The 21,618-nt window shown below is 59.5% G+C and carries 25 protein-coding genes; 4 read left to right on the forward strand and 21 right to left on the reverse strand.

The features are described 5' to 3' along the window. The first annotated feature begins 82 nt into the window (after positions 1-82). Positions 83-934 carry a hypothetical protein gene (locus UCMB321_RS24445; protein ID WP_040071260.1) on the forward strand — a complete coding sequence of 284 codons (852 nt, stop codon included), beginning with the start codon at positions 83-85 and terminating at the stop codon, positions 932-934. A gap of 54 nt (positions 935-988) precedes the next feature. On the opposite strand, the gene cuyB is transcribed toward UCMB321_RS24445, so the two are convergent. Next, on the reverse strand, positions 989-2,461 hold the full coding sequence (cuyB, locus tag UCMB321_RS24450; protein WP_040071261.1) for a cysteate racemase: 1,473 nt from the start codon (positions 2,459-2,461) through the stop codon (positions 989-991). An 11-nt stretch (positions 2,462-2,472) separates the two neighbouring features. Continuing rightward, the gene (locus UCMB321_RS24455) at positions 2,473-3,777 is read right to left on the reverse strand and encodes a dicarboxylate/amino acid:cation symporter (RefSeq protein ID WP_040071262.1); all 1,305 of its coding nucleotides are present in this window, start codon (positions 3,775-3,777) and stop codon (positions 2,473-2,475) included. A gap of 368 nt (positions 3,778-4,145) precedes the next feature. On the opposite strand from UCMB321_RS24455, the gene UCMB321_RS24460 reads away from it, so the two are divergent. Further along, entirely contained in the window at positions 4,146-5,063 is a 918-nt protein-coding gene (locus UCMB321_RS24460; protein ID WP_040071263.1) for a LysR substrate-binding domain-containing protein, read from the forward strand. Positions 5,064-5,089: 26 nt separating this feature from the next. On the opposite strand, the gene UCMB321_RS24465 is transcribed toward UCMB321_RS24460, so the two are convergent. Together UCMB321_RS24465 and UCMB321_RS24470 are read right to left on the reverse strand one after the other, a co-directional pair. Then, the gene (locus tag UCMB321_RS24465) at positions 5,090-5,665 is read right to left on the reverse strand and encodes a PIN domain-containing protein (RefSeq protein ID WP_040071264.1); all 576 of its coding nucleotides are present in this window, start codon (positions 5,663-5,665) and stop codon (positions 5,090-5,092) included. Further along, the gene (locus tag UCMB321_RS24470; protein WP_040071265.1) at positions 5,662-6,129 is read right to left on the reverse strand and encodes a helix-turn-helix domain-containing protein; all 468 of its coding nucleotides are present in this window, start codon (positions 6,127-6,129) and stop codon (positions 5,662-5,664) included. The genes UCMB321_RS24465 and UCMB321_RS24470 overlap by 4 nt, the downstream gene beginning before the upstream one ends. A gap of 581 nt (positions 6,130-6,710) precedes the next feature. On the opposite strand from UCMB321_RS24470, the gene UCMB321_RS24475 reads away from it, so the two are divergent. Continuing rightward, the gene (locus tag UCMB321_RS24475; protein ID WP_040071266.1) at positions 6,711-6,989 is read left to right on the forward strand and encodes a DUF3077 domain-containing protein; all 279 of its coding nucleotides are present in this window, start codon (positions 6,711-6,713) and stop codon (positions 6,987-6,989) included. A 78-nt stretch (positions 6,990-7,067) separates the two neighbouring features. Here UCMB321_RS24475 and UCMB321_RS24480 read toward each other — a convergent pair whose 3' ends face one another. Next, a complete protein-coding gene (locus tag UCMB321_RS24480; protein ID WP_040071267.1) occupies positions 7,068-7,586 on the reverse strand; it encodes a single-stranded DNA-binding protein in 519 nt (172 codons plus the stop codon). Positions 7,587-7,595: 9 nt separating this feature from the next. Next, positions 7,596-8,993 carry an MFS transporter gene (locus tag UCMB321_RS24485; protein ID WP_040071268.1) on the reverse strand — a complete coding sequence of 466 codons (1,398 nt, stop codon included), beginning with the start codon at positions 8,991-8,993 and terminating at the stop codon, positions 7,596-7,598. Between the two features lie 177 nt (positions 8,994-9,170). Here UCMB321_RS24485 and uvrA point away from each other — a divergent pair, with 177 nt between their 5' ends. Continuing rightward, complete coding sequence (gene uvrA, locus UCMB321_RS24490; protein WP_040071269.1) at positions 9,171-12,005, forward strand: excinuclease ABC subunit UvrA; 2,835 nt, start codon at positions 9,171-9,173, stop codon at positions 12,003-12,005. Positions 12,006-12,240: 235 nt separating this feature from the next. Here uvrA and bfr read toward each other — a convergent pair whose 3' ends face one another. The 15 genes from bfr to rpsH form a co-directional block, all read right to left on the reverse strand. Continuing rightward, positions 12,241-12,705: a bacterioferritin gene (bfr, locus tag UCMB321_RS24495; protein WP_040071270.1), complete on the reverse strand. Its 465-nt coding sequence runs from the start codon at positions 12,703-12,705 to the stop codon at positions 12,241-12,243. A 156-nt stretch (positions 12,706-12,861) separates the two neighbouring features. Further along, the gene (locus tag UCMB321_RS24500; RefSeq protein ID WP_040071271.1) at positions 12,862-14,310 is read right to left on the reverse strand and encodes a catalase; all 1,449 of its coding nucleotides are present in this window, start codon (positions 14,308-14,310) and stop codon (positions 12,862-12,864) included. Between the two features lie 238 nt (positions 14,311-14,548). Continuing rightward, a complete protein-coding gene (gene rplQ / locus UCMB321_RS24505; protein ID WP_040071272.1) occupies positions 14,549-14,935 on the reverse strand; it encodes a 50S ribosomal protein L17 in 387 nt (128 codons plus the stop codon). Positions 14,936-14,977: 42 nt separating this feature from the next. Next, entirely contained in the window at positions 14,978-15,979 is a 1,002-nt protein-coding gene (locus UCMB321_RS24510; RefSeq protein ID WP_003176403.1) for a DNA-directed RNA polymerase subunit alpha, read from the reverse strand. Between the two features lie 22 nt (positions 15,980-16,001). After that, positions 16,002-16,622 carry a 30S ribosomal protein S4 gene (gene rpsD / locus UCMB321_RS24515; RefSeq protein WP_017123253.1) on the reverse strand — a complete coding sequence of 207 codons (621 nt, stop codon included), beginning with the start codon at positions 16,620-16,622 and terminating at the stop codon, positions 16,002-16,004. Positions 16,623-16,640: 18 nt separating this feature from the next. Continuing rightward, complete coding sequence (gene rpsK, locus UCMB321_RS24520) at positions 16,641-17,030, reverse strand: 30S ribosomal protein S11 (protein WP_007924177.1); 390 nt, start codon at positions 17,028-17,030, stop codon at positions 16,641-16,643. A gap of 30 nt (positions 17,031-17,060) precedes the next feature. After that, positions 17,061-17,417, reverse strand: coding sequence for a 30S ribosomal protein S13 (gene rpsM, locus UCMB321_RS24525; RefSeq protein WP_003186020.1), 357 nt, complete (start codon positions 17,415-17,417; stop codon positions 17,061-17,063). 129 nt (positions 17,418-17,546) lie between these two features. After that, entirely contained in the window at positions 17,547-17,663 is a 117-nt protein-coding gene (gene rpmJ / locus UCMB321_RS30840; protein WP_002555468.1) for a 50S ribosomal protein L36, read from the reverse strand. A 24-nt stretch (positions 17,664-17,687) separates the two neighbouring features. Then, a complete protein-coding gene (gene secY / locus UCMB321_RS24530; protein ID WP_040071273.1) occupies positions 17,688-19,016 on the reverse strand; it encodes a preprotein translocase subunit SecY in 1,329 nt (442 codons plus the stop codon). Then, complete coding sequence (rplO, locus tag UCMB321_RS24535) at positions 19,017-19,451, reverse strand: 50S ribosomal protein L15 (protein ID WP_010220318.1); 435 nt, start codon at positions 19,449-19,451, stop codon at positions 19,017-19,019. Between the two features lie 3 nt (positions 19,452-19,454). Further along, positions 19,455-19,631 carry a 50S ribosomal protein L30 gene (gene rpmD / locus UCMB321_RS24540; RefSeq protein WP_003176408.1) on the reverse strand — a complete coding sequence of 59 codons (177 nt, stop codon included), beginning with the start codon at positions 19,629-19,631 and terminating at the stop codon, positions 19,455-19,457. Between the two features lie 2 nt (positions 19,632-19,633). Beyond that, positions 19,634-20,134, reverse strand: coding sequence for a 30S ribosomal protein S5 (gene rpsE / locus UCMB321_RS24545; protein ID WP_040071274.1), 501 nt, complete (start codon positions 20,132-20,134; stop codon positions 19,634-19,636). Positions 20,135-20,137: 3 nt separating this feature from the next. Next, the gene (rplR, locus tag UCMB321_RS24550) at positions 20,138-20,488 is read right to left on the reverse strand and encodes a 50S ribosomal protein L18 (RefSeq protein WP_003186037.1); all 351 of its coding nucleotides are present in this window, start codon (positions 20,486-20,488) and stop codon (positions 20,138-20,140) included. Between the two features lie 10 nt (positions 20,489-20,498). Next, a complete protein-coding gene (gene rplF, locus UCMB321_RS24555; protein WP_040071275.1) occupies positions 20,499-21,032 on the reverse strand; it encodes a 50S ribosomal protein L6 in 534 nt (177 codons plus the stop codon). A 12-nt stretch (positions 21,033-21,044) separates the two neighbouring features. Further along, positions 21,045-21,437 carry a 30S ribosomal protein S8 gene (rpsH, locus tag UCMB321_RS24560; protein WP_003228724.1) on the reverse strand — a complete coding sequence of 131 codons (393 nt, stop codon included), beginning with the start codon at positions 21,435-21,437 and terminating at the stop codon, positions 21,045-21,047. Positions 21,438-21,618: the final 181 nt, after the last annotated feature.

A 21,618-nucleotide genomic window follows, 5' to 3' on the forward strand; every position in this document is an offset into this window, starting at 1 on the left:
ACGCCGGGGCGGTCGGCCTTGAGCAGGCGGCGGGACATCGCCGCCTTGGCTGTCCCACTCTGACCCTGGCGGTGTGACCACGATGCAAGTCTTCAACTCTGTACCTTTTATCGGCGATGGCGAGGAGGTCGATCTCGACACCGCCGCCTTCCCCTATCTGTACAACGACCATGGCCTGGCGCGTCTCAAGGCCCATGAGGAAGGTCGCTTGATCCACCTGGCGCCAGACAATCCCGAACTTGAACACGGGGCCCGCTATGCCGGTATCACCTGGGAGCCCAAGGAGATCCCCACCAGCAGCGGCGCCTACACGATCAAGTCGTTCGACTTTCACGCCCGGGAAGTACGTTATGAGCCGATGTGGGCCACTGAAGAAACGGCGCAGGCCTTTGGCATGACCTTGCTGCGCAGCGGCGAGTGCCTGCGTTTCGACTATGAGCAACTGATCCTGGGTCAGTACACCTATGGCAAATGGGCCGGTCACCAATCGCCCTACCTCGGTGTCGCACGCCAGCGAGAATTGCTGACCTACAACCCGACCGACCTGGAATACCACGCCTTTCCCCACGCCTTCTTTTCCCGCTATGGCCGGCTCCCGCTGGTGATCAGCGTGGCGCGCTGGCGGCCCTTCGTGGAGGAAATCTGCCTCGCCGATCTCTGGGTCCGTCCCGGGGACGCGTTGGTGCTACCGCCCAAGCACTTTCCCGAGGCTCCGCCGCTGGGCGCCCCACCGGAGCAGAAACGCCTGAAAATCGTCGATATGCACGGCAATCGAAACTCGGCGCTTGCCTGCTGGTTCAAGGAAGGAGAGGACAGCCTGTTGACGGAAACCATCCTAGCGAATCATGACCTCATGAACTCCGAGACGGGCAGGCCGCACTATCACGAAGAACAGACCCCGACCCGGCATGAAACGCCGGCGGATTTCCTTTGACGCGCCATCGGTCGCCTTGGAGACCCGGGCATCAATCGTAAGTGATCGAGAGCGTCACGCTGGTAACCCCGCCAGGCTGACACAGCGCGTCGCCAGGACGGTCGTCGGGTCCACCAGGGCCACGCTGTGTCCTCGAACCTGGAAGTGGTCGCAGTGGCTGAGCACCAGCGGCAGTTCCGTGCAGCCAAGGATGATCACCTCGGCTCCCAGCTCACACAGGTGCTCGACCGCCAGCAGCAATTGCTCCTTGCACAGGCCATCGGTGAACCCCGCCTTGATGCCCCGCTCGCCATAAATGGCGTTCATCACCAGTTCCTGATAATCGAAGCCGGGAATCAGCAGGGACAATCCGGTATGGCGGGCGGCGTGATGGTAGACCTGGCTCTGTACCGTACCCGAAGTGGCGAGCAAGCCGATGCGCTTGCCGCTGCCGTGCTGCCGGGCAATCGCCGCGACGGTTTCGCTGAGCATGTTGACGATCGGCACCCGCAGGTAAGGCTGGAGCCGTTCGACGAACGCATGAGCGGTGTTGCACGGGATCGCGATGGCTTGCGCCCCGGCACTTTCCAGACGCTTACAGGTGGCGTACAGCGCCAGGGTCGGGTCGGCTTCGTCGAACAGCAGATTGGCCGTGCGGTCCGGGATCTGCGGGTTCTGCTCCACCACCATCTTGATATGTTCCTGGTCGCGTCCCGCCGGGGTGTGGCGCACCACCTTGGCCATGAAGTCCACGGTCGCCGCCGGGCCGACGCCACCGACGATTCCCAGTTTGAAGGGTGCGCGCGTCGGCTCGTCGTCGGCCGTGGTCACGGCGGCGGCATAGATCTCGTTGATGTCGAGCACGCTCAGGCCACGCCGCTGCAAATCGGCGCAGACCAGCGATAGTTCGGTCAGCCCCGGCACGATCAGGTTCGCGCCCCGGGCCTGCAGCGCCAGACAGGCCTGGTACACCCCTTCCAGCGGTACGCCTTGCAGGTAGCCGTCCTTGATACCGTTGAGGCCATACATGGCGTCCATCAGGACGCGCTGGTCCGGCTCGGGCGGATAGACCAGTTGGAAATCGCCGCCCAGGTAGCGCTCGAACAAACCGGAATGCCGCACATAGTCCGAGGCCAGAATCCCCAGCCGGGTGCCGGGCTCGGCGATCCGGCGAATGTGTTCGGCCAGGGCCGCCATCAGGTCGAGGACCGGAATCCCCAGTTCCTGCTGGATCTCGTCACGGAAGGTATGACTGGCGAAACAAGGCAGCACTACGGCATCGACCCCACCCGCCTCGAAGGACTGGCAGACCTGGAACACGTAGAACTTGCGCGCAGTCATGCTCGCGTCGCGGTCCAGGGGCAGCAGCACGTCCTTGAACGGGTGCTGCTCGAACAGGAAGTGATAGCGCCCCTGATCCGCCAGCACCGCCCGCGACTTGACCAGCTTGAAGAACAGATCGCCGCCGGCCAGCGAGCCGAGGCCACCGACGATACCCAGCTTGCGGGCGACCGGCAGCACTGCGGTTTTTTTGTCTTGGGTGTTCATGGTCGTGGCTCTCAAACCGTGGTCGCCGGAGTACGCGCCAGCGCGACGGGCTGGACGCCAGGCAGTTCGTCCCGCTCCTCTTCGGACTCATGCGCCTGCTCGGCGTGGGCGACCACCGCCGTCGCGATGCTGTTGCCGACGACATTGGTCGCGGTTCGCGCCATGTCGAGGAACTGGTCGATACCGATGATCAGCAACAGGCCGGCTTCAGGCAGGTTGAACATCGGCAGGGTCGCGGCCACCACCACGACCGAGGCCCGGGCGACACCGGCCATGCCTTTGCTGGTAACCATCAGGGTCAGCAGGATCAGCAACTGCTGGGTGAAGCTCAGCTCGATGTTGTAGGCCTGGGCGATGAACATGATGGCAAAGGCCTGGTACATCATCGAGCCATCCAGGTTGAACGAGTAGCCCAGGGGCAGGACGAAGCTGGACACGCGTTTCGGTGCGCCGAACTTCTCCAGGGCCTCCATGGTTTTCGGGTAGGCCGACTCACTGCTGGCGGTAGAGAACGCCAGCAGGATGGGTTCCTTGATCAGCTTGCCGAGGGTGAACACCGAACGCCCGAGAAACAAGTAGCCGGCGCCGAACAGCACGACCCAAAGAAGAGCGATCCCCAGGTAGAACTCGGCGATCAGCTTGCCGTAGTCCAGCAGCAGGCCCAGGCCTTCGGTGGTGATTGCGCTGGCAATGGCGGCGAACACACCGATGGGGGCGAAGGCCATGACGTAATCGGTGATCTTGAACATCACCTTGGCCAACTCATCCACCAGGCTGGTGATCCGGGTAAAGCCCGCCTGCTTCAGCCCCGCCAACGCGAAACCGAAAAACAGCGAGAACACCACGATCTGCAGGATCTCGTTGTTGGCCATGGCTTCGGCAATGCTGCGCGGGAACACGTGGCTGACGAACACCTTGAGGCTGAAGTCGCCAGTATTCACCACCTGGGACGCGACGGCGCCCTGGCTGAGGTGCAGGTTCATCCCCGTCCCTGGCTGGAACAGATTGACCAGCAGCATGCCGATCAGCAGGGAGATCAGCGATGCGCTGATAAACCAGGCCATGGCGCGGGTGCCGATACGGCCCACCGAACGCGAACTGCCGAGGCTGGCGATGCCGCCCACCAGGGTGGCGAATACCAGGGGCGCGATAATCATCTTGATCAGGCGCAGGAAGATGTCGGTGACCATGGAGAAGTAGGCGGCGATGTCCTTGGCCGACTTGGCGTCTGCTGCGAAGTGATGACACAGCCAGCCGACCAGGACACCGGCGGCAATGCCGATGGCGATGTGACGGGGCAATCTGTTTTTGCTCATGGTGTTTCCCTCAAGTCTGTTGTCGGTTTTTTCTTGGCAGGAAAAAGATCGGAGGCCCGGTCGCTCTGCGGCGCCGAGCCCAAATACATCCCTTACAAACACCTCGGTCCCCTTGTAGGAGCTGGCTTGCCAGCGATGGCGGCCGCCTGATCGATGCAGGACTCACAGGCCTCATCGCTGGCAATCGAGCGCCGACCGGCCGCTCCTACAGGGGACCGTATCCATGGCCCGATTCTAGGGCGACGGCAACCAGCAGATGATGAGTAATCACCATCACCCGATGCGCTTTTGGAATAGTTATGAAAAAGCCGACGAAGACCCGCAGGCGCTGACGTAGACTCGTTGTCACCGCGACCGAGGTGGGCAGCATGCAAATCAAGTGGCTGGACGATCTTCTGGCGATCGAGCAACACAAGAACTTCTCCCGGGCCGCCGAGGTCCGCTGCGTCACCCAATCGGCGCTGTCCCGACGTATCCGCTCGTTGGAAGACTGGGTCGGCGCGCAACTCGTCGACCGCGGCACTTACCCGGTGCAACTGACCCAGGCCGGCCAACTGTTCTGCGAACAGGGCCGCGAGGCGCTGGCAGCGTTGCTGGAGTTACGCTCAACCCTGCGCCAGGACGAAAAAATGCCCGGGCGTTCGATTCAGATCACGGCGGGACACAGCCTGTCGATCACTTTTCTGCCCAAGTGGTTGGCGCAATTCCAAAAGCACCACGAGCCGTTCAACGTGCGGGTGGTCGCGGCGAATATCCACGACGCGGTGATCGCCCTGGCGGAAGGCAATTGCGACCTGATGATCGTTTACCACCACCCCCAGGCACCGATCCTGATCGACGCCGACAAGTTCGCCAGCCTACCCCTGGGCCGAGACGCCTTTCTGCCGTTCTGTGCTCCGGACCGTAGCGGCAAGCCGCTGTATCGACTGCCGGGAAAGATCGGCAAAGCGGTCCCGTACCTGGCCTACACAGCAACGACCTTCCTCGGCCGCGTGGCCGACCTGATCCTCAAGAATGCGTCCACGCCCTGCGAACTGACGCGTTGCTACGAAGCCGACATGACCATGCTGCTGATGCAGATGGCCGTTGAAGGATATGGCGTGGCCTGGCTACCGCAGAGCGCAGCCGCACCAGCCGTGGACAGCGGGCAGTTGGTGAAGGCTGGGGGCAATGAATGGAGCACGGGGCTGGAGATTCGTGCTTATTGTTCGTTGGCTAATCAGAATCCGACTATGCGCGAGTTGTGGGAGACCTTGGGGAAGGCTTCGCGGGAGGTGAACGAGTAGAGGATCGCGCTGGCGACTTACCCCCCTCAGATCAGGAATTCGAAATCGGAGAGCAGTTTCACGGTTTCGGGCAGCTTCTGCTGTAACAGCTTGTCGAGGTATTCCCGGGCACTATGCGGCGGATTCCTCAGCGATGCACGCTGCCGTTGCGCCGCCCCTAGAACGACCGCCTGATCCAGGTCCCAAAGATCGGCAATGAAATCGTCCGGATGCAAAGGCTCGATATCGAATGGTTCAAGAGCGCCCTTGGGGAAATCCTTGAGGTTAAAGGTCACGATGACGGAGGCGTTGCACTTGATAGCAGCGGCAAGCACATGCCGATCATCGGGGTCCGGTAACTCAAGTCCCACGAGAATGGGTTCATAGTCCGTCACCAGTGCGTCAGGCACAGCACGATCCATAAGCGCGCAAGTGCGGTCCAGTTGCTCACGGGTAAGCTCAGGACGATTCAACAGAAGATTGCGCGTCCACTCCTCATGGACCTGCGCCGACCAACGCGCGCGGTACACGCCGGTCAGCGCAAGATGCATCAAGAAGTCGCGTAGCGGTGCAGGGTAGAGAACATTCGCGTCGTAAACGGCTGTGAACGGCGAATGCCTCATTCGTACCCCATCCCCAACTCCTGGGCCTGGGCTGCCAGTTCATCCATGGCTGCACGACTCACTCGCTCACGCTGTTCCTTGTACGCCATCAGATCGGCGAACTTGACCCGGCGATGGCGCCCCGTTTTGGTATGCGGGATCACGCCTTCATCCAACAGTTTCACCAGGTGAGGCCGCGAAACATTGAGCATGTCCGCCCCCTCTTGGGTGGTCAGCTCAGCGTGAATGGGAACAACCTTAACGGCATTGCCCAACGCAAGTTCGCTGAGGATTTCACCGAGCAAGCGGAAGGCGAACGTCGGCAACTCAACGACCTGGCGATGTTGCTCGCCGTCAACCAGCTCAATGCGCTGAGTCTGCAGCTTGGTCGAGAGGAAAGCAGCCAACTGGCGGCGTGACTCCACGGCCGCAGCAATCTCCTTCTCGTCAGGAAGAACGGTGCGGGTGAGGTCGGCGGTGGTCATGGTTATCTCCAAAAACTCTGTGTTCAACCGTGGTTGTGGTCGCGGTTCGGCAACCACGTAGACCTTTTATATTCGAAACAAACGAAAAGCACAACAAACGAAATAAACGAAACAGCCCTCCACAGCGCGCACTTGCTGCTTACTCGGTTCCTGAACGATCCTCTGTACCGGTTGAAACTTTTCGACTTAAATACCCCCGCCAGTCACATTGCAGCTCCCCACGGTGCGCGCTACCTTTTCCCTGTCGCTGTCAATTCAGCGACCGGGCTTGGTAACCCGACCAGATACAGGCGCAAACAGCGCCCAATCACGATTGCAGGCGTTTTTTTGTGCCCGCTTTTTTCGTGCAATGGCGGCTGTGCGTCGGAGGACTTCGGTCCTGCCGGGTTCCTGTATCCCCGGTTTACCAACCTGCGCACAGCTGCCACCCATTCGCTTGGTAACGAACGTGGTAGCTCTCACTTTGATACGGGAGTTTTATCCATGCATGCTTTCAGTACGCGCATAAATCTCGCTTTCCTCTCAATATTCAGCACCACTCAGAAACACAGCCATTTCATGACTGATGCCGGAGGTGTGCAATGAGCGATCACACCGACATCAAAACCCTCGGCATCATCACCTTTTCTAAATGCGGTTCCCAAGGTCGTGAACTGTTCCGTGTGAACCCCAGCGTTCCCATTCTGGAAGCCATGGAGCACGCGTCCCTCCTGCTCTATTGCGCCAAAGCACTCTCCCTCGATGCTGCCCTGGAAAGCGATGGCGAACGCTACGCCTGGGCCTCGCATTACCTGGGTGAGATGGGCAAGGCGGTGATCGATGATTTGACACAGGGAATGTTGCGCGGGACGTCGGTGTAAGCGGGTAATAACAGGCAACAAAAAAGCCCGTGGCATTGATAGCCACGGGCTTTTGACTAGTGCTTCAACCGCGCTGAATCAGAACGGAATATCGTCATCAAAGCTGTCGAAATCCGGAGCCGGCTGCGGTGCGGCCTGCTGTGGAGCCGGGCGCGATTGTGGGGCCGACTGCTGTGGACGCGGAGCCTGTTGGCGAGGAGCCTGCTGCCGTGGCGCGGACTGATCGTAGCCGCCTTGTTGGTCGCCCTGTTGTGGACGGCCGCCCAGCAGCTGCATGGTGCCCTGCATGTCGACGATGATTTCGGTGGTGTAGCGCTTGATGCCGTCTTTTTCCCACTCGCGGGTCTGCAGCTTGCCTTCGATGTAGACCTGCGAACCTTTACGCAGATACTCGCCGGCAATCTCGGCGACCTTGCCGAACATCGACACACGGTGCCACTCGGTCTTCTCGACCTTCTGACCGGTCTGCTTGTCAGTCCACTGTTCGCTGGTGGCCAGACTCAGGTTGGTCACGGCGTTACCGTTAGGCAGGTAGCGAACTTCGGGATCCTGGCCGCACGTGCCGACCAATATGACTTTGTTAACCCCACGGGCCATAACGTTCTCCTAGGCTTCGCACGCTTGCGGCGACGGTTCGTTGACCAGGCGCTCAAGAGTCGTGCGATCCAACAATTCGGTGTCCAGTTTGATGTATAGGGCGGCTTCGTCTGCCACCATCACTGCATCGGTTACCCCTACGATCGCCTTCAGGCGCTCGACCAGACCGGCTTCGCGGATCGCTTCAGGCGATAACGGCACGCGCAGGCTGGTCACGTAGGGAGGTTCTCTCATGGTAACAGCAAAGGCCAGCCATAGGGCAGCCAGTGCCGCGCATCCCAGGAACACGGCCGACAGACCGCCGTGCTGGAACATCCAGCCCCCCAGGATGCCGCCGAGCGCGGAACCGAGGAACTGGCTGGTGGAATACACCCCCATCGCCGTGCCCTTGCCGCCCGCCGGTGAAACCTTGCTGATCAGCGACGGCAAGGAAGCCTCCAGCAGATTGAACGCGGTGAAGAACACCACCGTACCGATCACCAGGGCCCGCAAGCTGTCGCCGAACTCCCAGAAGAATAGCTCAGTGAGCATCAAGGTCGTCACGGCGCCGAGTAAAACTCGTTTCATTTTGCGTTTCTTCTCGCCATAGATGATGAAGGGGATCATGGCGAAGAAGGAAATCAGCAACGCGGTCAGGTACACCCACCAATGCTGCTCCTTGGGCAACCCGGCCTTTTGCACCAGGGCCAGGGGCAAGGCGACGAAGCTGGACATGAGCATCGCGTGCAGGACGAAGATCCCCAGGTCCAGGCGCAGCAGGTCGGGATGCTTGAGGGTCGGCAGCAGCGCCTGGCGGGCCACGCCGGACTCACGGTGCTGCAACGGACCGGTGGAACGCGGCACCATGAAGGCGATGATCAGGATCCCCAGCAGCGCCATGCCGCCGGTGGCCAGGAACAGCCCCGAGAGACCGAAGGCGCGGGTCAGCAAGGGACCAACGACCATCGCCACGGCAAACGACAGACCAATGGTCATGCCGATCATCGCCATGGCCTTGGTCCGGTGCTGTTCGCGGGTCAGGTCCGAGAGCAATGCCATTACCGCCGCAGAAATCGCCCCAGCGCCTTGCAGGATCCGTCCGGCGACCACGCCCCAGATCGAATCGGCGTTGGCCGCCAGCAGGCTGCCGAGGGCGAAGACCACCAGCCCCAGGTAGATCACCGGGCGTCGGCCGATGCGATCGGAAATGATCCCGAAGGGGATCTGGAAAAGCGCCTGGGTCAGGCCATAGGCGCCGATGGCCAGGCCGATCAGGGCCGGTGTCGCGCCTGCGAGATCCATCCCGTAAGTAGCCAGAACCGGCAACACCATGAACATGCCAAGCATACGGAAGGCGAACACCAGGGCCAGACCGCTTGCCGCGCGGGTCTCGCTGCCACTCATGCGTTCGCTGTGGGGATCGTGCATGGAAAAACCTCGTGTGAACCGGCGGCGATTCTACCAGTCCCATCGACAGAGGGGATATATGGCGACGCTTTGTCGCGAGCTGTCATGCCAGACTGTAATACTGTCGTCCGATAGTGTGCATCCATCCAGTATTTAGCCTTATACTCCTGCGTTTACCGCCCGCCGTGCGAGGCCATCTTGGACAAGATCCTGATTCGTGGGGCTCGAACCCACAACCTGAAGAACATCGACCTGACCCTGCCCCGGGACAAGCTGATCGTGATCACCGGCCTGTCCGGATCCGGCAAGTCGTCCCTGGCCTTCGACACGTTGTATGCAGAAGGCCAACGCCGTTATGTGGAGTCGCTGTCGGCCTATGCCCGGCAATTCCTGTCGATGATGGAAAAGCCGGACGTCGACACCATCGAAGGGCTGTCGCCGGCGATCTCCATCGAGCAGAAGTCGACTTCGCACAACCCGCGCTCGACGGTCGGTACCATCACCGAGATCTACGACTACCTGCGCCTGCTGTACGCCCGCGTCGGTACCCCGCGCTGCCCGGACCACGATATCCCGCTGGAAGCCCAGACCGTCAGCCAGATGGTCGACCTGGTGCTGGCCCAGCCCGAAGGCGCCAAGCTGATGCTGCTGGCACCGGTGATCCGCGAGCGCAAGGGCGAGCACCTGTCGGTGTTCGAAGAACTGCGGGCGCAGGGCTTTGTCCGCGCGCGGGTCAACGGCCGGCTCTGCGAGCTGGACGAAGTGCCCAAGCTCGACAAACAGAAGAAGCATTCCATCGATGTGGTGGTGGACCGCTTCAAGGTTCGCGCCGACCTGCAACAGCGCCTGGCCGAGTCCTTCGAGACCGCGCTGAAGCTGGCGGACGGCATCGCCCTGGTGGCACCGATGGACGACGAACCCGGCGAGGAACTGATCTTCTCCGCGCGCTTCGCCTGCCCGATCTGCGGCCATGCCATCAGCGAGCTGGAACCCAAGCTGTTCTCCTTCAACAACCCGGCCGGCGCCTGCCCGACCTGTGACGGCCTGGGGGTAAAACAGTTCTTCGACACCAAGCGTCTGGTCAATGGTGAGCTGACCCTGGCCGAGGGGGCGATACGCGGCTGGGACCGGCGCAACGTCTACTACTTCCAGATGCTCGGATCACTGGCGGCCCACTATGGCTTCAGCCTGGAAGAGCCGTTCAACACCCTGCCGGCTGACCAGCAGAAGCTTCTCCTACAAGGCAGCGGCAGCCAGAACGTCGACTTCAAGTACCTCAACGACCGGGGCGATATCGTCAAGCGCTCCCACCCGTTCGAGGGCATCGTGCCGAACCTGGAGCGTCGTTACCGCGAAACCGAATCGGCCACCGTACGCGAAGAGCTGGCCAAGTTCCTCAGCACCCAGCCCTGCCCGGATTGCCGTGGCACGCGCTTGCGTCGCGAGGCGCGGCACGTGTGGGTCGGCGAGAAGACCCTGCCGGCGGTGACCAACCTGCCGATCGGCGACGCCACCGACTACTTTGGCGGACTGAAGATGACCGGACGCCGCGGCGAGATCGCCGACAAGATCCTCAAGGAGATCCGCGAGCGCCTGCAATTCCTGGTCAACGTCGGGCTCGACTACCTGACCCTGGACCGCAGCGCCGACACCCTGTCCGGCGGTGAAGCCCAGCGGATTCGTTTGGCCAGCCAGATCGGTGCCGGGCTGGTCGGGGTGATGTACATCCTCGACGAACCGTCCATCGGCCTGCACCAGCGCGACAACGACCGCCTGCTGGGGACCCTGAAACACCTGCGGGACATCGGCAACACGGTGATCGTCGTCGAGCACGACGAAGATGCGATCCGCCTGGCCGACTACGTGGTGGATATCGGCCCGGGGGCCGGCGTGCATGGCGGACAGATCGTCGCCGAAGGCACCGCCGCCGAGGTTATGGCGCACCCCGACTCCCTGACCGGCAAGTACCTGTCGGGCCGGGTAAAGATCGAGGTACCGGCCAAGCGCACCCCGCGCAACAAGAAGCTATCGCTGAGCCTCAAGGGCGCACGCGGCAACAACCTGCGCAATGTCGACCTGGAGATCCCCATCGGCCTGCTGACCTGCGTGACCGGTGTGTCCGGCTCCGGCAAGTCGACGCTGATCAACAACACCCTGTTCCCCCTCAGTGCCACCGCGCTCAATGGCGCGACGACACTGGAGGCCGCGGCCCACGACAACATCAACGGCCTGCAGCACCTGGACAAGGTGGTGGATATCGACCAGAGCCCCATCGGTCGCACCCCGCGCTCGAACCCGGCCACCTACACCGGCTTGTTCACGCCGATCCGCGAGCTGTTCTCCGGGGTGCCGGAGTCGCGCTCACGGGGTTACGGTCCGGGGCGCTTCTCGTTCAACGTCAAGGGCGGGCGTTGCGAAGCCTGCCAGGGCGACGGCCTGATCAAGGTGGAGATGCACTTCCTGCCGGACATCTATGTGCCGTGCGATGTGTGCAAGAGCAAGCGCTACAACCGCGAAACCCTGGAGATCAAGTACAAGGGCAAGAGCATCCACGAGGTGCTGGAGATGACCATCGAGGAGGCCCGGGAGTTCTTCGACGCGGTACCGGCCCTGGCGCGCAAGCTGCAGACGCTGATGGACGTGGGCCTGTCGTATATCAAGCTCGGGCAGTCGGCGACCACCCTGTCCGGCGGCGAGGCGCAGCGGGTCAAGCTGTCCCGCGAGCTGTCCAAGCGCGATACCGGCAAGACCCTGTATATCCTCGACGAGCCGACCACCGGCCTGCACTTCGCGGATATCCAGCAATTGCTGGACGTGTTGCATCGCCTGCGCGACCACGGCAACACCGTGGTGGTGATCGAGCACAACCTGGATGTGATCAAGACCGCCGACTGGTTGGTGGACCTTGGCCCTGAAGGCGGCTCCAAGGGCGGGCAGATCATTGCGGTCGGTACACCGGAGCAGGTCGCGGAGATGCCGCAATCCCATACCGGGCATTACCTGAAACCGCTGTTGCTGCGCGACCGGGCGTAAACCGGAGACATGAAAAAGCCCCTGTCATCGAGTGATGACAGGGGCTTTTTTTTGTGAGGCTGAAATCGCTATCGTCGGAACGCCGCCCGCAGCAAGCCGGCTCCTACATATCGGCGTTCTCCCCAGGGATATCACCGTTTCCATACAGATCGGCGTTTCACCGCGGGGATATCGCCATGCCTAACTCCTGTAGGAGCTGGCTTGCCGGCGATCCGGTGCGCAGCACCGGCCATTCTCAGAGCTGCGATTGCAGGTAATTCTCCAACCCGATGGACTTGATCAGCCCCAGCTGCTTCTCCAGCCAGTAGGTGTGATCTTCCTCGGTATCGGCCAACTGCACGCGCAGGATGTCACGGGTGACATAGTCCTTGTGCAGTTCGCAGAGCTCGATGCCCTTGCACAGCGCGGCACGCACCTTGTATTCCAGACGCAGGTCGGCGGCGAACATGTCGGGCACCGTGGTACCGATGTCCAGGTCGTCCGGACGCATGCGCGGCGTGCCTTCCAGCATCAGGATCCGGCGCATCAGCGCATCGGCGTGCTGTGCCTCTTCTTCCATCTCGTGATTGATGCGCTCGTAGAGCTTGCTGAAGCCCCAGTCCTCATACATCCGCGAATGGATGAAATACTGATCACGTGCTGCCAGTTCGCCGGTCAGCAGCGTGTTGAGGTAATCGACTACGACCTGGTTACCTTGCATCGCCCTACATCTCCCTGCTTGAAAGTCCGTATTTTGAACCAAGCCGACCGGCAGGTCACTGGAAAAACGCAAATAAAGTGAAGATTTTCCGAGAAAAGCAGCCTAAAAAACGCAAAAACCGCCCTGAGTGAGGGCGGTTCTGCTTCTCGTTTAGACTTAGCTCAACACTACGCCCAGCGCCTTGGCGATACCCTCGCCGTAAGCCGGATCGGCCTTGACGAAATGCTGCAACTGGCGCTCGACCACATCGCTGGAAACGCCGGCCATCGCGCCGGCGATATTGCTGATCAGCAAGGCCTTCTGCTGGTCGCTCATCAGGCGGAACAGCGCACCGGCGTGGCTGTAGTAGTCGGTATCTTCGCGGTGATCGTAGCGATCCGCCGCACCACTGAGGGCCAGCGCCGGCTCGGCATAGTGAGGCGCCTGCTTGGGTGCTTCGACGTAGCTGTTGGGCTCGTAGTTCGGCGCCGCACCACCGTTGCTGCCGAAGGCCATGGCGCCGTCACGCTGGTAGGTGTTGACCGGGCTGCGCGGGGCATTCACCGGCAGTTGCTGGTGATTGGTGCCGACACGGTAGCGATGGGCGTCGGCGTAGGCGAAGACGCGACCTTGCAGCATACGGTCCGGCGACAGACCGACGCCTGGCACCATGTTGCTCGGCCCGAAGGCCGCCTGCTCGACTTCAGCGAAGTAGTTCAGCGGATTACGGTTGAGCTCCAGCTCGCCGACTTCGATCAACGGAAACTCTTTCTGCGACCAGGTCTTGGTCACATCGAAGGGGTTCTCGTAGTGCGCCGCGGCCTGGGCTTCGGTCATGATCTGGATGCAAACGCTCCATTTCGGGAAGTCGCCGCGCTCAATGGCGTTGAAAAGATCGCGCTGGGCGTAGTCCGGATCGGTACCCGCCAGGCGCGCAGCCTCGGCCGGTGCCAGATTCTTGATGCCCTGCTTGGTCTTGTAGTGCCATTTCACCCAGTGACGCTCGCCCTTGGCGTTGATCAGGCTGTAGGTGTGGCTGCCGAAGCCGTGCATATGACGGTAGCCGTCCGGGATGCCACGGTCCGAGAACAGGATGGTGACCTGGTGCAGCGCCTCGGGCGAGTGCGACCAGAAATCCCACATCGCCTGAGCGCTCTTCAGGTTGCTTTGCGGCAGGCGTTTCTGGGTGTGGATAAAGTCGGGGAATTTCAGCGGATCGCGGATAAAGAACACCGGCGTGTTGTTGCCGACGATGTCCCAGTTGCCTTCCTCGGTGTAGAACTTCAGGGCGAAACCGCGTGGATCACGCTCGGTGTCGGCCGAACCACGCTCGCCACCGACGGTCGAGAAGCGCAGGAAAGTCGGGGTCTGCTTGCCCACGGACTCGAACAGCTTGGCGCTGGTGTACTGGGTAATGTCCTTGGTCACGGTGAACGTGCCATAGGCACCCGAGCCCTTGGCGTGCACACGACGCTCAGGAATGTTCTCGCGGTTGAAGTGAGCGAGCTTCTCGATCAGGTGAAAGTCGTCGAGCAGCAGCGGGCCGCGAGGGCCGGCGGAACGGGAATTCTGGTTGTCAGCGACAGGAGCACCACTGGCAGTCGTAAGGGTTTTGTTCTGGCTCATGCGATCTTCTTCCTCTGTCAGTCTTTAAACCGCCGGCTAATCGGCTGAGAAGGAGTATTGATCATCAATATGACGTTAACAAATTCATTAATTTGCTTACATCAATAGAGAATAACTACCAAGGACTCCACCTCATAGTGTGCAGTCAGGGCAGTGTAGAAGCTTGTACATACGATGCGTTTCTTGCACGCACAAAAAACCGGGCACTAGGCCCGGTTTTTTGTTTCAGACTGACGTCTTACTCGGCAGATACAGCTTCGCCGGCAGTAGCACGATCAACCAACTCGACGTACGCCATAGGCGCGTTGTCGCCAGCGCGGAAACCGCACTTGAGGATGCGCAGGTAGCCACCCTCACGGGTAGCGTAACGCTTGCCCAGGTCGTTGAAGAGCTTACCAACGATAGCTTTCGAACGAGTACGGTCGAAAGCCAGACGGCGGTTAGCAACGCTATCTACTTTGGCCAGAGTGATCAGCGGCTCGGCAACGCGGCGCAGTTCTTTGGCTTTTGGCAGAGTCGTTTTGATCAGCTCGTGCTCGAACAGCGACACCGCCATGTTTTGAAACATGGCCTTGCGGTGCGAGCTGGTGCGGCTCAGGTGACGACCACTTTTACGATGACGCATGGTTCATTCCTTACCAAACACTACGTTCGGTGATTACGACGATCAGGCTGTCGCCTTGTCGTCCTTCTTAAGACTTGCAGGCGGCCAGTTGTCGAGGCGCATGCCGAGGGACAGACCGCGGGAGGCCAGAACGTCCTTGATTTCGGTCAAGGATTTCTTGCCCAGGTTCGGAGTCTTCAACAGCTCTACTTCGGTACGCTGAATCAGGTCGCCGATGTAGTAGATGTTTTCCGCCTTAAGGCAGTTAGCCGAACGTACAGTCAGTTCCAGATCGTCAACCGGGCGAAGCAGGATCGGATCGATCTCGTCTTCCTGCTCGATTACCACTGGCTCACTGTCACCTTTGAGGTCGACGAACGCAGCCAACTGCTGTTGCAGGATGGTTGCAGCACGGCGGATAGCCTCTTCAGGATCCAGAGTACCGTTGGTTTCCAGATCAATAACCAGTTTGTCCAGGTTGGTACGCTGTTCGACACGGGCGTTTTCCACCACGTAGGCGATACGGCGAACCGGGCTGAACGAAGAGTCGAGCTGCAAGCGACCGATGCTGCGGCTTTCGTCTTCATCGCTCTGACGCGAGTCTGCTGGTTCATAACCACGACCACGAGCTACGGTGAGCTTCATGTTCAAGGCGCCGTTAGACGCCAGGTTGGCGATTACGTGATCGGGGTTAACGATCTCGACATCATGATCCAGCTGAATATCGGCAGCGGTAACCACCCCCGAACCCTTCTTCGACAAGGTCAGCGTAACTTCGTCACGGCCGTGCAGCTTGATAGCCAGACCTTTAAGGTTCAACAGGATTTCAATGACGTCTTCCTGTACACCTTCGATGGCGCTGTACTCGTGGAGCACACCGTCAATCTCGGCCTCGACTACTGCACAGCCTGGCATTGAGGACAACAGGATGCGGCGCAGCGCGTTGCCCAGGGTGTGGCCAAAACCACGCTCGAGAGGCTCGAGGGTGATCTTAGCGCGGGTTGGACTGACAACCTGCACGTCAATGTGACGGGGTGTCAGGAACTCATTTACCGAAATCTGCATGGATGCACCTATTTTCTAGCCCTTACTTGGAGTAGAGCTCGACAATCAGGCTTTCGTTGATGTCGGCGGAGAGGTCACTGCGAGCAGGAACGTTCTTGAAAACGCCCGACTTCTTCTCAGTGTCCACTTCTACCCATTCTACGCGGCCACGCTGGGCACACAGATCGAGAGCCTGGACAATGCGCAGTTGATTCTTAGCCTTCTCACGAATAGCTACCACGTCACCAGCACGAACCTGGTAGGACGGGACGTTGACGGTCTTGCCGTTAACGCTGATCGACTTGTGCGATACCAGTTGACGGGATTCGGCACGAGTCGAGCCAAAACCCATACGGTATACAACGTTGTCCAGACGGCATTCGAGCAGTTGCAGCAGGTTTTCACCGGTTGCGCCTTTACGGCCGGCAGCTTCTTTGTAGTAGCCGCTGAACTGACGCTCAAGAACGCCATAAATACGACGGACTTTCTGCTTTTCACGCAGCTGGGTGCCGTAGTCGGACTGGCGACCGCGGCGCTGGCCGTGGATACCAGGTGCTGCTTCGATGTTGCACTTGGATTCGATAGCGCGCACGCCGCTCTTCAGGAAGAGATCGGTGCCTTCGCGACGAGCCAGTTTGCATTTTGGACCAATGTAACGAGCCATTCTTTACAATCTCCTGGATTACACGCGGCGCTTCTTCGGCGGACGGCACCCGTTGTGCGGGATTGGCGTCACGTCGGTGATGCTGGCGATCTTATAGCCACAGCCGTTCAATGCACGGACAGCGGACTCACGACCTGGACCTGGACCCTTGACGTTGACGTCGAGGTTTTTCAGGCCATATTCCAGCGCAGCTTGACCAGCACGTTCAGCAGCTACCTGAGCAGCGAACGGGGTGGACTTGCGGGAACCGCGGAAACCCGAACCACCGGAGGTAGCCCAGGACAGGGCGTTACCTTGACGGTCGGTGATGGTCACGATGGTGTTGTTGAAAGACGCGTGGATGTGGGCGATGCCATCAACCACTGTCTTTTTGATTTTCTTACGAGGACGAGCAGCAGGTTTTGCCATGACTAGATTCCTGTCGATTCGCTGGTGCGATTACTTGCGGATCGGCTTACGCGGACCTTTGCGAGTACGCGCGTTGGTCTTGGTACGCTGACCGCGTACTGGCAGACCACGACGATGGCGCAGACCGCGGTAGCAGCCCAGGTCCATCAAGCGTTTGATTTTCATGTTGATTTCGCGACGCAGGTCACCTTCAGTGGTGAACTTCGCCACTTCGCCACGCAGCTGTTCAATCTGCTCGTCGCTCAGATCCTTGATCTTTGCGGCTGGGTTGACCCCAGTCACTGCGCAAATTTTCTGCGCAGTAGTGCGACCAACACCATAGATGTAGGTCAGCGAGATAACAGTGTGCTTGTTATCTGGAATGTTAACGCCTGCAATACGGGCCATTCAGTGGGACTCCAATTGACAGCTACCTACGCCCCGGAAGCCAAGAAATAGGGCGCGAGATAATATCGCTGTAATAACAAATAATCAACCCAGCAGCGCACTAGCTGCTGGGCTTCAAGCAGATCACATTCAGCCTTGGCGCTGTTTGTGACGCGGTTCCGCGCTGCAAATTACTCGAACCACACCTTCGCGGCGAATAATCTTGCAGTTACGGCACAGCTTTTTCACCGATGCACGAACTTTCATCACCAACTCCTCGAACCTTATGGGTCAGCGCAGCATGCCGCTGCCGTAACCCTTCAGGTTGGCTTTCTTCATCAGGGATTCGTACTGGTGCGAAACGAGGTGCGATTGTACTTGGGACATGAAGTCCATCACAACCACGACCACGATCAGCAACGAGGTCCCGCCAAGGTAGAACGGAACGTTTGCTGCAACCACCAGGAACTGGGGCAGCAGGCACACGGCCGTCATATAAAGAGCACCGAACATGGTCAAACGGGTCAGAACGCCATCAATGTAGCGCGCCGACTGCTCGCCTGGACGGATACCCGGAATAAAGGCACCGGACTTCTTCAGGTTTTCCGCTACGTCTTTCGGATTGAACATCAACGCCGTATAGAAGAAGCAGAAGAAAATAATCCCTGCACTAAACAGCAGAATATTCAACGGCTGACCAGGAGCGATCGACTGCGAGATGTCCTGCAACCAGCCCATACCTGCAGACTGACCGAACCAGGCACCCAGCGAAGCCGGGAACAGCAAGATGCTGCTCGCGAAGATAGCAGGAATAACACCGGCCATATTCACCTTCAGCGGCAGGTGGCTGGTCTGCGCAGCGAAGACCTTGCGGCCCTGCTGACGCTTGGCGTAGTGCACAGCAATACGACGCTGGCCACGCTCAATGAACACCACGAAACCGATGATCGCTACTGCCAGCAAACCGATGGCAACCAGAGCGAAGATGTTGATATCGCCCTGACGCGCAGACTCGAAAGACTGCCCGATTGCTCTCGGAAGACCGGCGACGATACCCGAAAAAATCAACATCGAGATACCGTTGCCCACACCGCGCTCTGTAATCTGCTCACCCAGCCACATCATGAACATCGCGCCGGCCACGAACGTGGACACCGCTACGAAATGAAAGCTGAAGCCTGCATGAAAAGAGACGCCCTGACCTGCCAGACCAATGGACATACCAGTGGCTTGAACAAGGGCCAGGACGACGGTGCCATAGCGGGTGTATTGGCTGATCTTGCGACGACCAGCCTCACCTTCCTTCTTCAACTGCTCCAGCTGCGGGCTGACGGCGGTCATCAGTTGCATGATGATCGATGCCGAAATGTACGGCATGATCCCCAGTGCAAAGATGCTCATCCGTTCCAGCGCGCCGCCGGAAAACATGTTGAACAAGCTAAGAATGGTCCCCTCATTCTGTCGAAACAGGTCCGCCAGCCGGTCCGGGTTGATACCTGGAACTGGGATGTGTGCGCCTATCCGGTAGACGATAATCGCCAGGAATAGAAAACGCAGTCGAGCCCAGAGCTCGGATAACCCGCCTTTGCTGAGCGCTGAGAGAGCACCTTGCTTAGCCATTTATTCCTCGAACTTGCCGCCAGCTGCTTCGATAGCCGCACGCGCACCTTTGGTGGCTGCGATGCCCTTGATAGTTACTGCGCGAGTCACTTCGCCCGACAGCATGATTTTCACACGCTGTACGTTCTGGTTGATCACGTTGGCATCTTTCAGGGACTGCACGGTAACGACGTCGCCTTCCACTTTGGCCAGCTCGGACAGACGCACTTCTGCGCGGTCCATGGCTTTCAGGGAAACGAAACCGAACTTCGGCAGGCGACGATGCAGCGGCTGTTGACCGCCTTCAAAGCCTGGAGCAATGGTGCCACCGGAGCGGGAAGTCTGACCTTTGTGACCACGGCCACCAGTCTTACCCAAACCACTACCGATACCACGGCCCGGACGATGCTTTTCGCGACGGGAACCCGGCGCTGGACTCAGATCATTGAGTTTCATCGATTAACCCTCGACACGCAGCATGTAGTAAGCCTTGTTGATCATCCCGCGATTCTCGGGAGTATCCTGGACTTCTACAGTGTGACCGATGCGACGCAGACCCAGACCCTTGACACACAGTTTGTGGTTAGGGATACGGCCGGTCATGCTTTTGATCAGCGTTACTTTTACGGTTGCCATGATCACAGGATCTCCGCTGCAGTTTTGCCGCGCTTGGCAGCAATGGACTCAGGAGACTGCATGGCTTTCAGACCCTTGAAAGTGGCGTAAACCACGTTCACAGGGTTAGTCGAGCCGTAGCACTTGGCCAGAACGTTCTGAACGCCAGCAACTTCGAGAACGGCACGCATTGCGCCGCCAGCGATGATACCGGTACCTTCAGAAGCTGGCTGCATGTACACCTTCGAAGCGCCGTGGGCGGACTTCATGGCGTACTGCAGGGTGGTGCCGTTCAGATCAACCTGGATCATGTTGCGGCGTGCAGCTTCCATAGCTTTCTGGATCGCAGCAGGCACTTCACGTGACTTGCCACGGCCGAAACCTACACGGCCCTTGCCATCACCTACCACGGTCAACGCGGTGAAAGTGAAGATACGGCCGCCTTTAACGGTTTTGGCTACGCGGTTAACTTGAACCAGCTTCTCGATGTAGCCTTCGTCGCGCTTTTGGTCGTTATTTGACATAACTTAGAACTCCAGCCCAGCTTCACGAGCAGCATCAGCCAGCGCCTTGACGCGGCCGTGGTACTTGAAGCCAGAGCGGTCGAAAGCCACCTGCGAGACGCCAGCGGCTTTAGCACGCGTAGCGACCAGCTGGCCAACCTTAGTGGCCGCGTCGATGTTGCCGGTGGCACCATCACGCAGTTCTTTGTCCAAAGTCGAGGCACTTGCCAGGACCTTGTTGCCGTCGGCCGAAATGACCTGGGCGTAGATGTGCTGCGAAGAGCGGAACACGCAGAGACGCACGACTTCGAGTTCGTGCATTTTCAGGCGTGCTTTGCGAGCGCGACGCAGTCGAGTAACTTTTTTGTCGGTCATTTGCTATGCCCTACTTCTTCTTGGCTTCTTTACGACGGACGACTTCGTCCGCGTAGCGCACACCCTTGCCTTTGTACGGCTCTGGTGGACGGAAGTCGCGGATTTCAGCGGCCACCTGACCTACCAGCTGCTTGTCGATACCCTTGATCAGGATGTCGGTCTGGCTTGGGGTCTCAGCGGTAACGCCTGCTGGCAGTTCATAATCCACTGGGTGCGAGAAGCCGAGAGCCAGGTTCAGCACTGTGCCTTTTGCTTGCGCTTTGTAACCAACACCGACCAGCTGGAGCTTGCGCTCGAAGCCTTGGCTTACGCCCTGGACCATGTTGTTGACCAACGCACGAGTGGTACCGGCCATTGCGCGAGTTTGTTGATCGCCATTGCGAGCAGCAAAACGCAGTTCACCAGCTTCCTGGGTCACTTCAACGGACGAGTGTACGTTCAGTTCGAGAGTGCCCTTGGCACCCTTCACCGAAAGCTGTTGGCCGGCGAATTTGACTTCGACACCAGCTGGCAGCTTAACGGGGTTCTTAGCGACGCGAGACATGCTTATCCCCCCTTAGAACACAGTGCAAAGAACTTCGCCGCCGACACCGGCAGCGCGCGCAGCACGATCAGTCATCACACCCTTGTTGGTGGAGACGATAGACACGCCCAGGCCGCCACGAACTTTCGGCAGATCCTCGACGGACTTGTACTGACGCAAGCCTGGACGGCTAACGCGCTTCACTTCCTCGATGACCGGACGGCCTTCGAAGTATTTCAGCTCGATGGACAGCAACGGCTTGGTTTCGCTGCTGATCTGATAACCCGCGATGTAACCTTCGTCCTTCAGGACTTTTGCTACAGCCACCTTCAACGTGGAAGACGGCATGCTTACGACGGACTTTTCAGCCATCTGGGCATTACGGATTCGAGTTAGCATGTCCGCTAACGGGTCCTGCATACTCATGGGCTAGACGCTCCTGATACAAAAAGAATGAGCCTTGCGGCTACAACTGTCGCCGAGTGACTCCGCACACAAAAAGTGCGGGCTCAGGCGAGCCGGTCATTCTAGACACACCCCAGAAATGAATCAAGCCCCAAAAGGGGCTTGATTCATACTCAAGGTCACCGGCGGTCGGTTCTTGCGA

The sequence above is a fragment of the Pseudomonas batumici genome (assembly GCF_000820515.1).
Lineage (GTDB): Bacteria > Pseudomonadota > Gammaproteobacteria > Pseudomonadales > Pseudomonadaceae > Aquipseudomonas > Aquipseudomonas batumici.

What these genes read in the sequence shown, in the direction of transcription:
- secY (WP_040071273.1), bottom strand. Translation starts at nt 19,016, where the DNA reads ATGGCTAAGCAAGGTGCTCTCTCAGCGCTCAGCAAAGGCGGGTTATCC.
- UCMB321_RS24485 (WP_040071268.1), bottom strand. Translation starts at nt 8,993, where the DNA reads ATGCACGATCCCCACAGCGAACGCATGAGTGGCAGCGAGACCCGCGCG.
- rplO (WP_010220318.1), bottom strand. Translation starts at nt 19,451, where the DNA reads ATGAAACTCAATGATCTGAGTCCAGCGCCGGGTTCCCGTCGCGAAAAG.
- rpsK (WP_007924177.1), bottom strand. Translation starts at nt 17,030, where the DNA reads ATGGCAAAACCTGCTGCTCGTCCTCGTAAGAAAATCAAAAAGACAGTG.
- UCMB321_RS24445 (WP_040071260.1), top strand. Translation starts at nt 83, where the DNA reads ATGCAAGTCTTCAACTCTGTACCTTTTATCGGCGATGGCGAGGAGGTC.
- rplR (WP_003186037.1), bottom strand. Translation starts at nt 20,488, where the DNA reads ATGACCGACAAAAAAGTTACTCGACTGCGTCGCGCTCGCAAAGCACGC.
- cuyB (WP_040071261.1), bottom strand. Translation starts at nt 2,461, where the DNA reads ATGAACACCCAAGACAAAAAAACCGCAGTGCTGCCGGTCGCCCGCAAG.
- UCMB321_RS24475 (WP_040071266.1), top strand. Translation starts at nt 6,711, where the DNA reads ATGAGCGATCACACCGACATCAAAACCCTCGGCATCATCACCTTTTCT.
- rpsH (WP_003228724.1), bottom strand. Translation starts at nt 21,437, where the DNA reads ATGAGTATGCAGGACCCGTTAGCGGACATGCTAACTCGAATCCGTAAT.
- UCMB321_RS24480 (WP_040071267.1), bottom strand. Translation starts at nt 7,586, where the DNA reads ATGGCCCGTGGGGTTAACAAAGTCATATTGGTCGGCACGTGCGGCCAG.
- UCMB321_RS24455 (WP_040071262.1), bottom strand. Translation starts at nt 3,777, where the DNA reads ATGAGCAAAAACAGATTGCCCCGTCACATCGCCATCGGCATTGCCGCC.
- bfr (WP_040071270.1), bottom strand. Translation starts at nt 12,705, where the DNA reads ATGCAAGGTAACCAGGTCGTAGTCGATTACCTCAACACGCTGCTGACC.
- rpsE (WP_040071274.1), bottom strand. Translation starts at nt 20,134, where the DNA reads ATGTCAAATAACGACCAAAAGCGCGACGAAGGCTACATCGAGAAGCTG.
- UCMB321_RS24500 (WP_040071271.1), bottom strand. Translation starts at nt 14,310, where the DNA reads ATGAGCCAGAACAAAACCCTTACGACTGCCAGTGGTGCTCCTGTCGCT.
- rpmJ (WP_002555468.1), bottom strand. Translation starts at nt 17,663, where the DNA reads ATGAAAGTTCGTGCATCGGTGAAAAAGCTGTGCCGTAACTGCAAGATT.
- rplF (WP_040071275.1), bottom strand. Translation starts at nt 21,032, where the DNA reads ATGTCTCGCGTCGCTAAGAACCCCGTTAAGCTGCCAGCTGGTGTCGAA.
- rpsD (WP_017123253.1), bottom strand. Translation starts at nt 16,622, where the DNA reads ATGGCTCGTTACATTGGTCCAAAATGCAAACTGGCTCGTCGCGAAGGC.
- UCMB321_RS24470 (WP_040071265.1), bottom strand. Translation starts at nt 6,129, where the DNA reads ATGACCACCGCCGACCTCACCCGCACCGTTCTTCCTGACGAGAAGGAG.
- rpsM (WP_003186020.1), bottom strand. Translation starts at nt 17,417, where the DNA reads ATGGCCCGTATTGCAGGCGTTAACATTCCAGATAACAAGCACACTGTT.
- rpmD (WP_003176408.1), bottom strand. Translation starts at nt 19,631, where the DNA reads ATGGCAACCGTAAAAGTAACGCTGATCAAAAGCATGACCGGCCGTATC.
- rplQ (WP_040071272.1), bottom strand. Translation starts at nt 14,935, where the DNA reads ATGCGTCATCGTAAAAGTGGTCGTCACCTGAGCCGCACCAGCTCGCAC.
- UCMB321_RS24465 (WP_040071264.1), bottom strand. Translation starts at nt 5,665, where the DNA reads ATGAGGCATTCGCCGTTCACAGCCGTTTACGACGCGAATGTTCTCTAC.
- UCMB321_RS24510 (WP_003176403.1), bottom strand. Translation starts at nt 15,979, where the DNA reads ATGCAGATTTCGGTAAATGAGTTCCTGACACCCCGTCACATTGACGTG.
- UCMB321_RS24460 (WP_040071263.1), top strand. Translation starts at nt 4,146, where the DNA reads ATGCAAATCAAGTGGCTGGACGATCTTCTGGCGATCGAGCAACACAAG.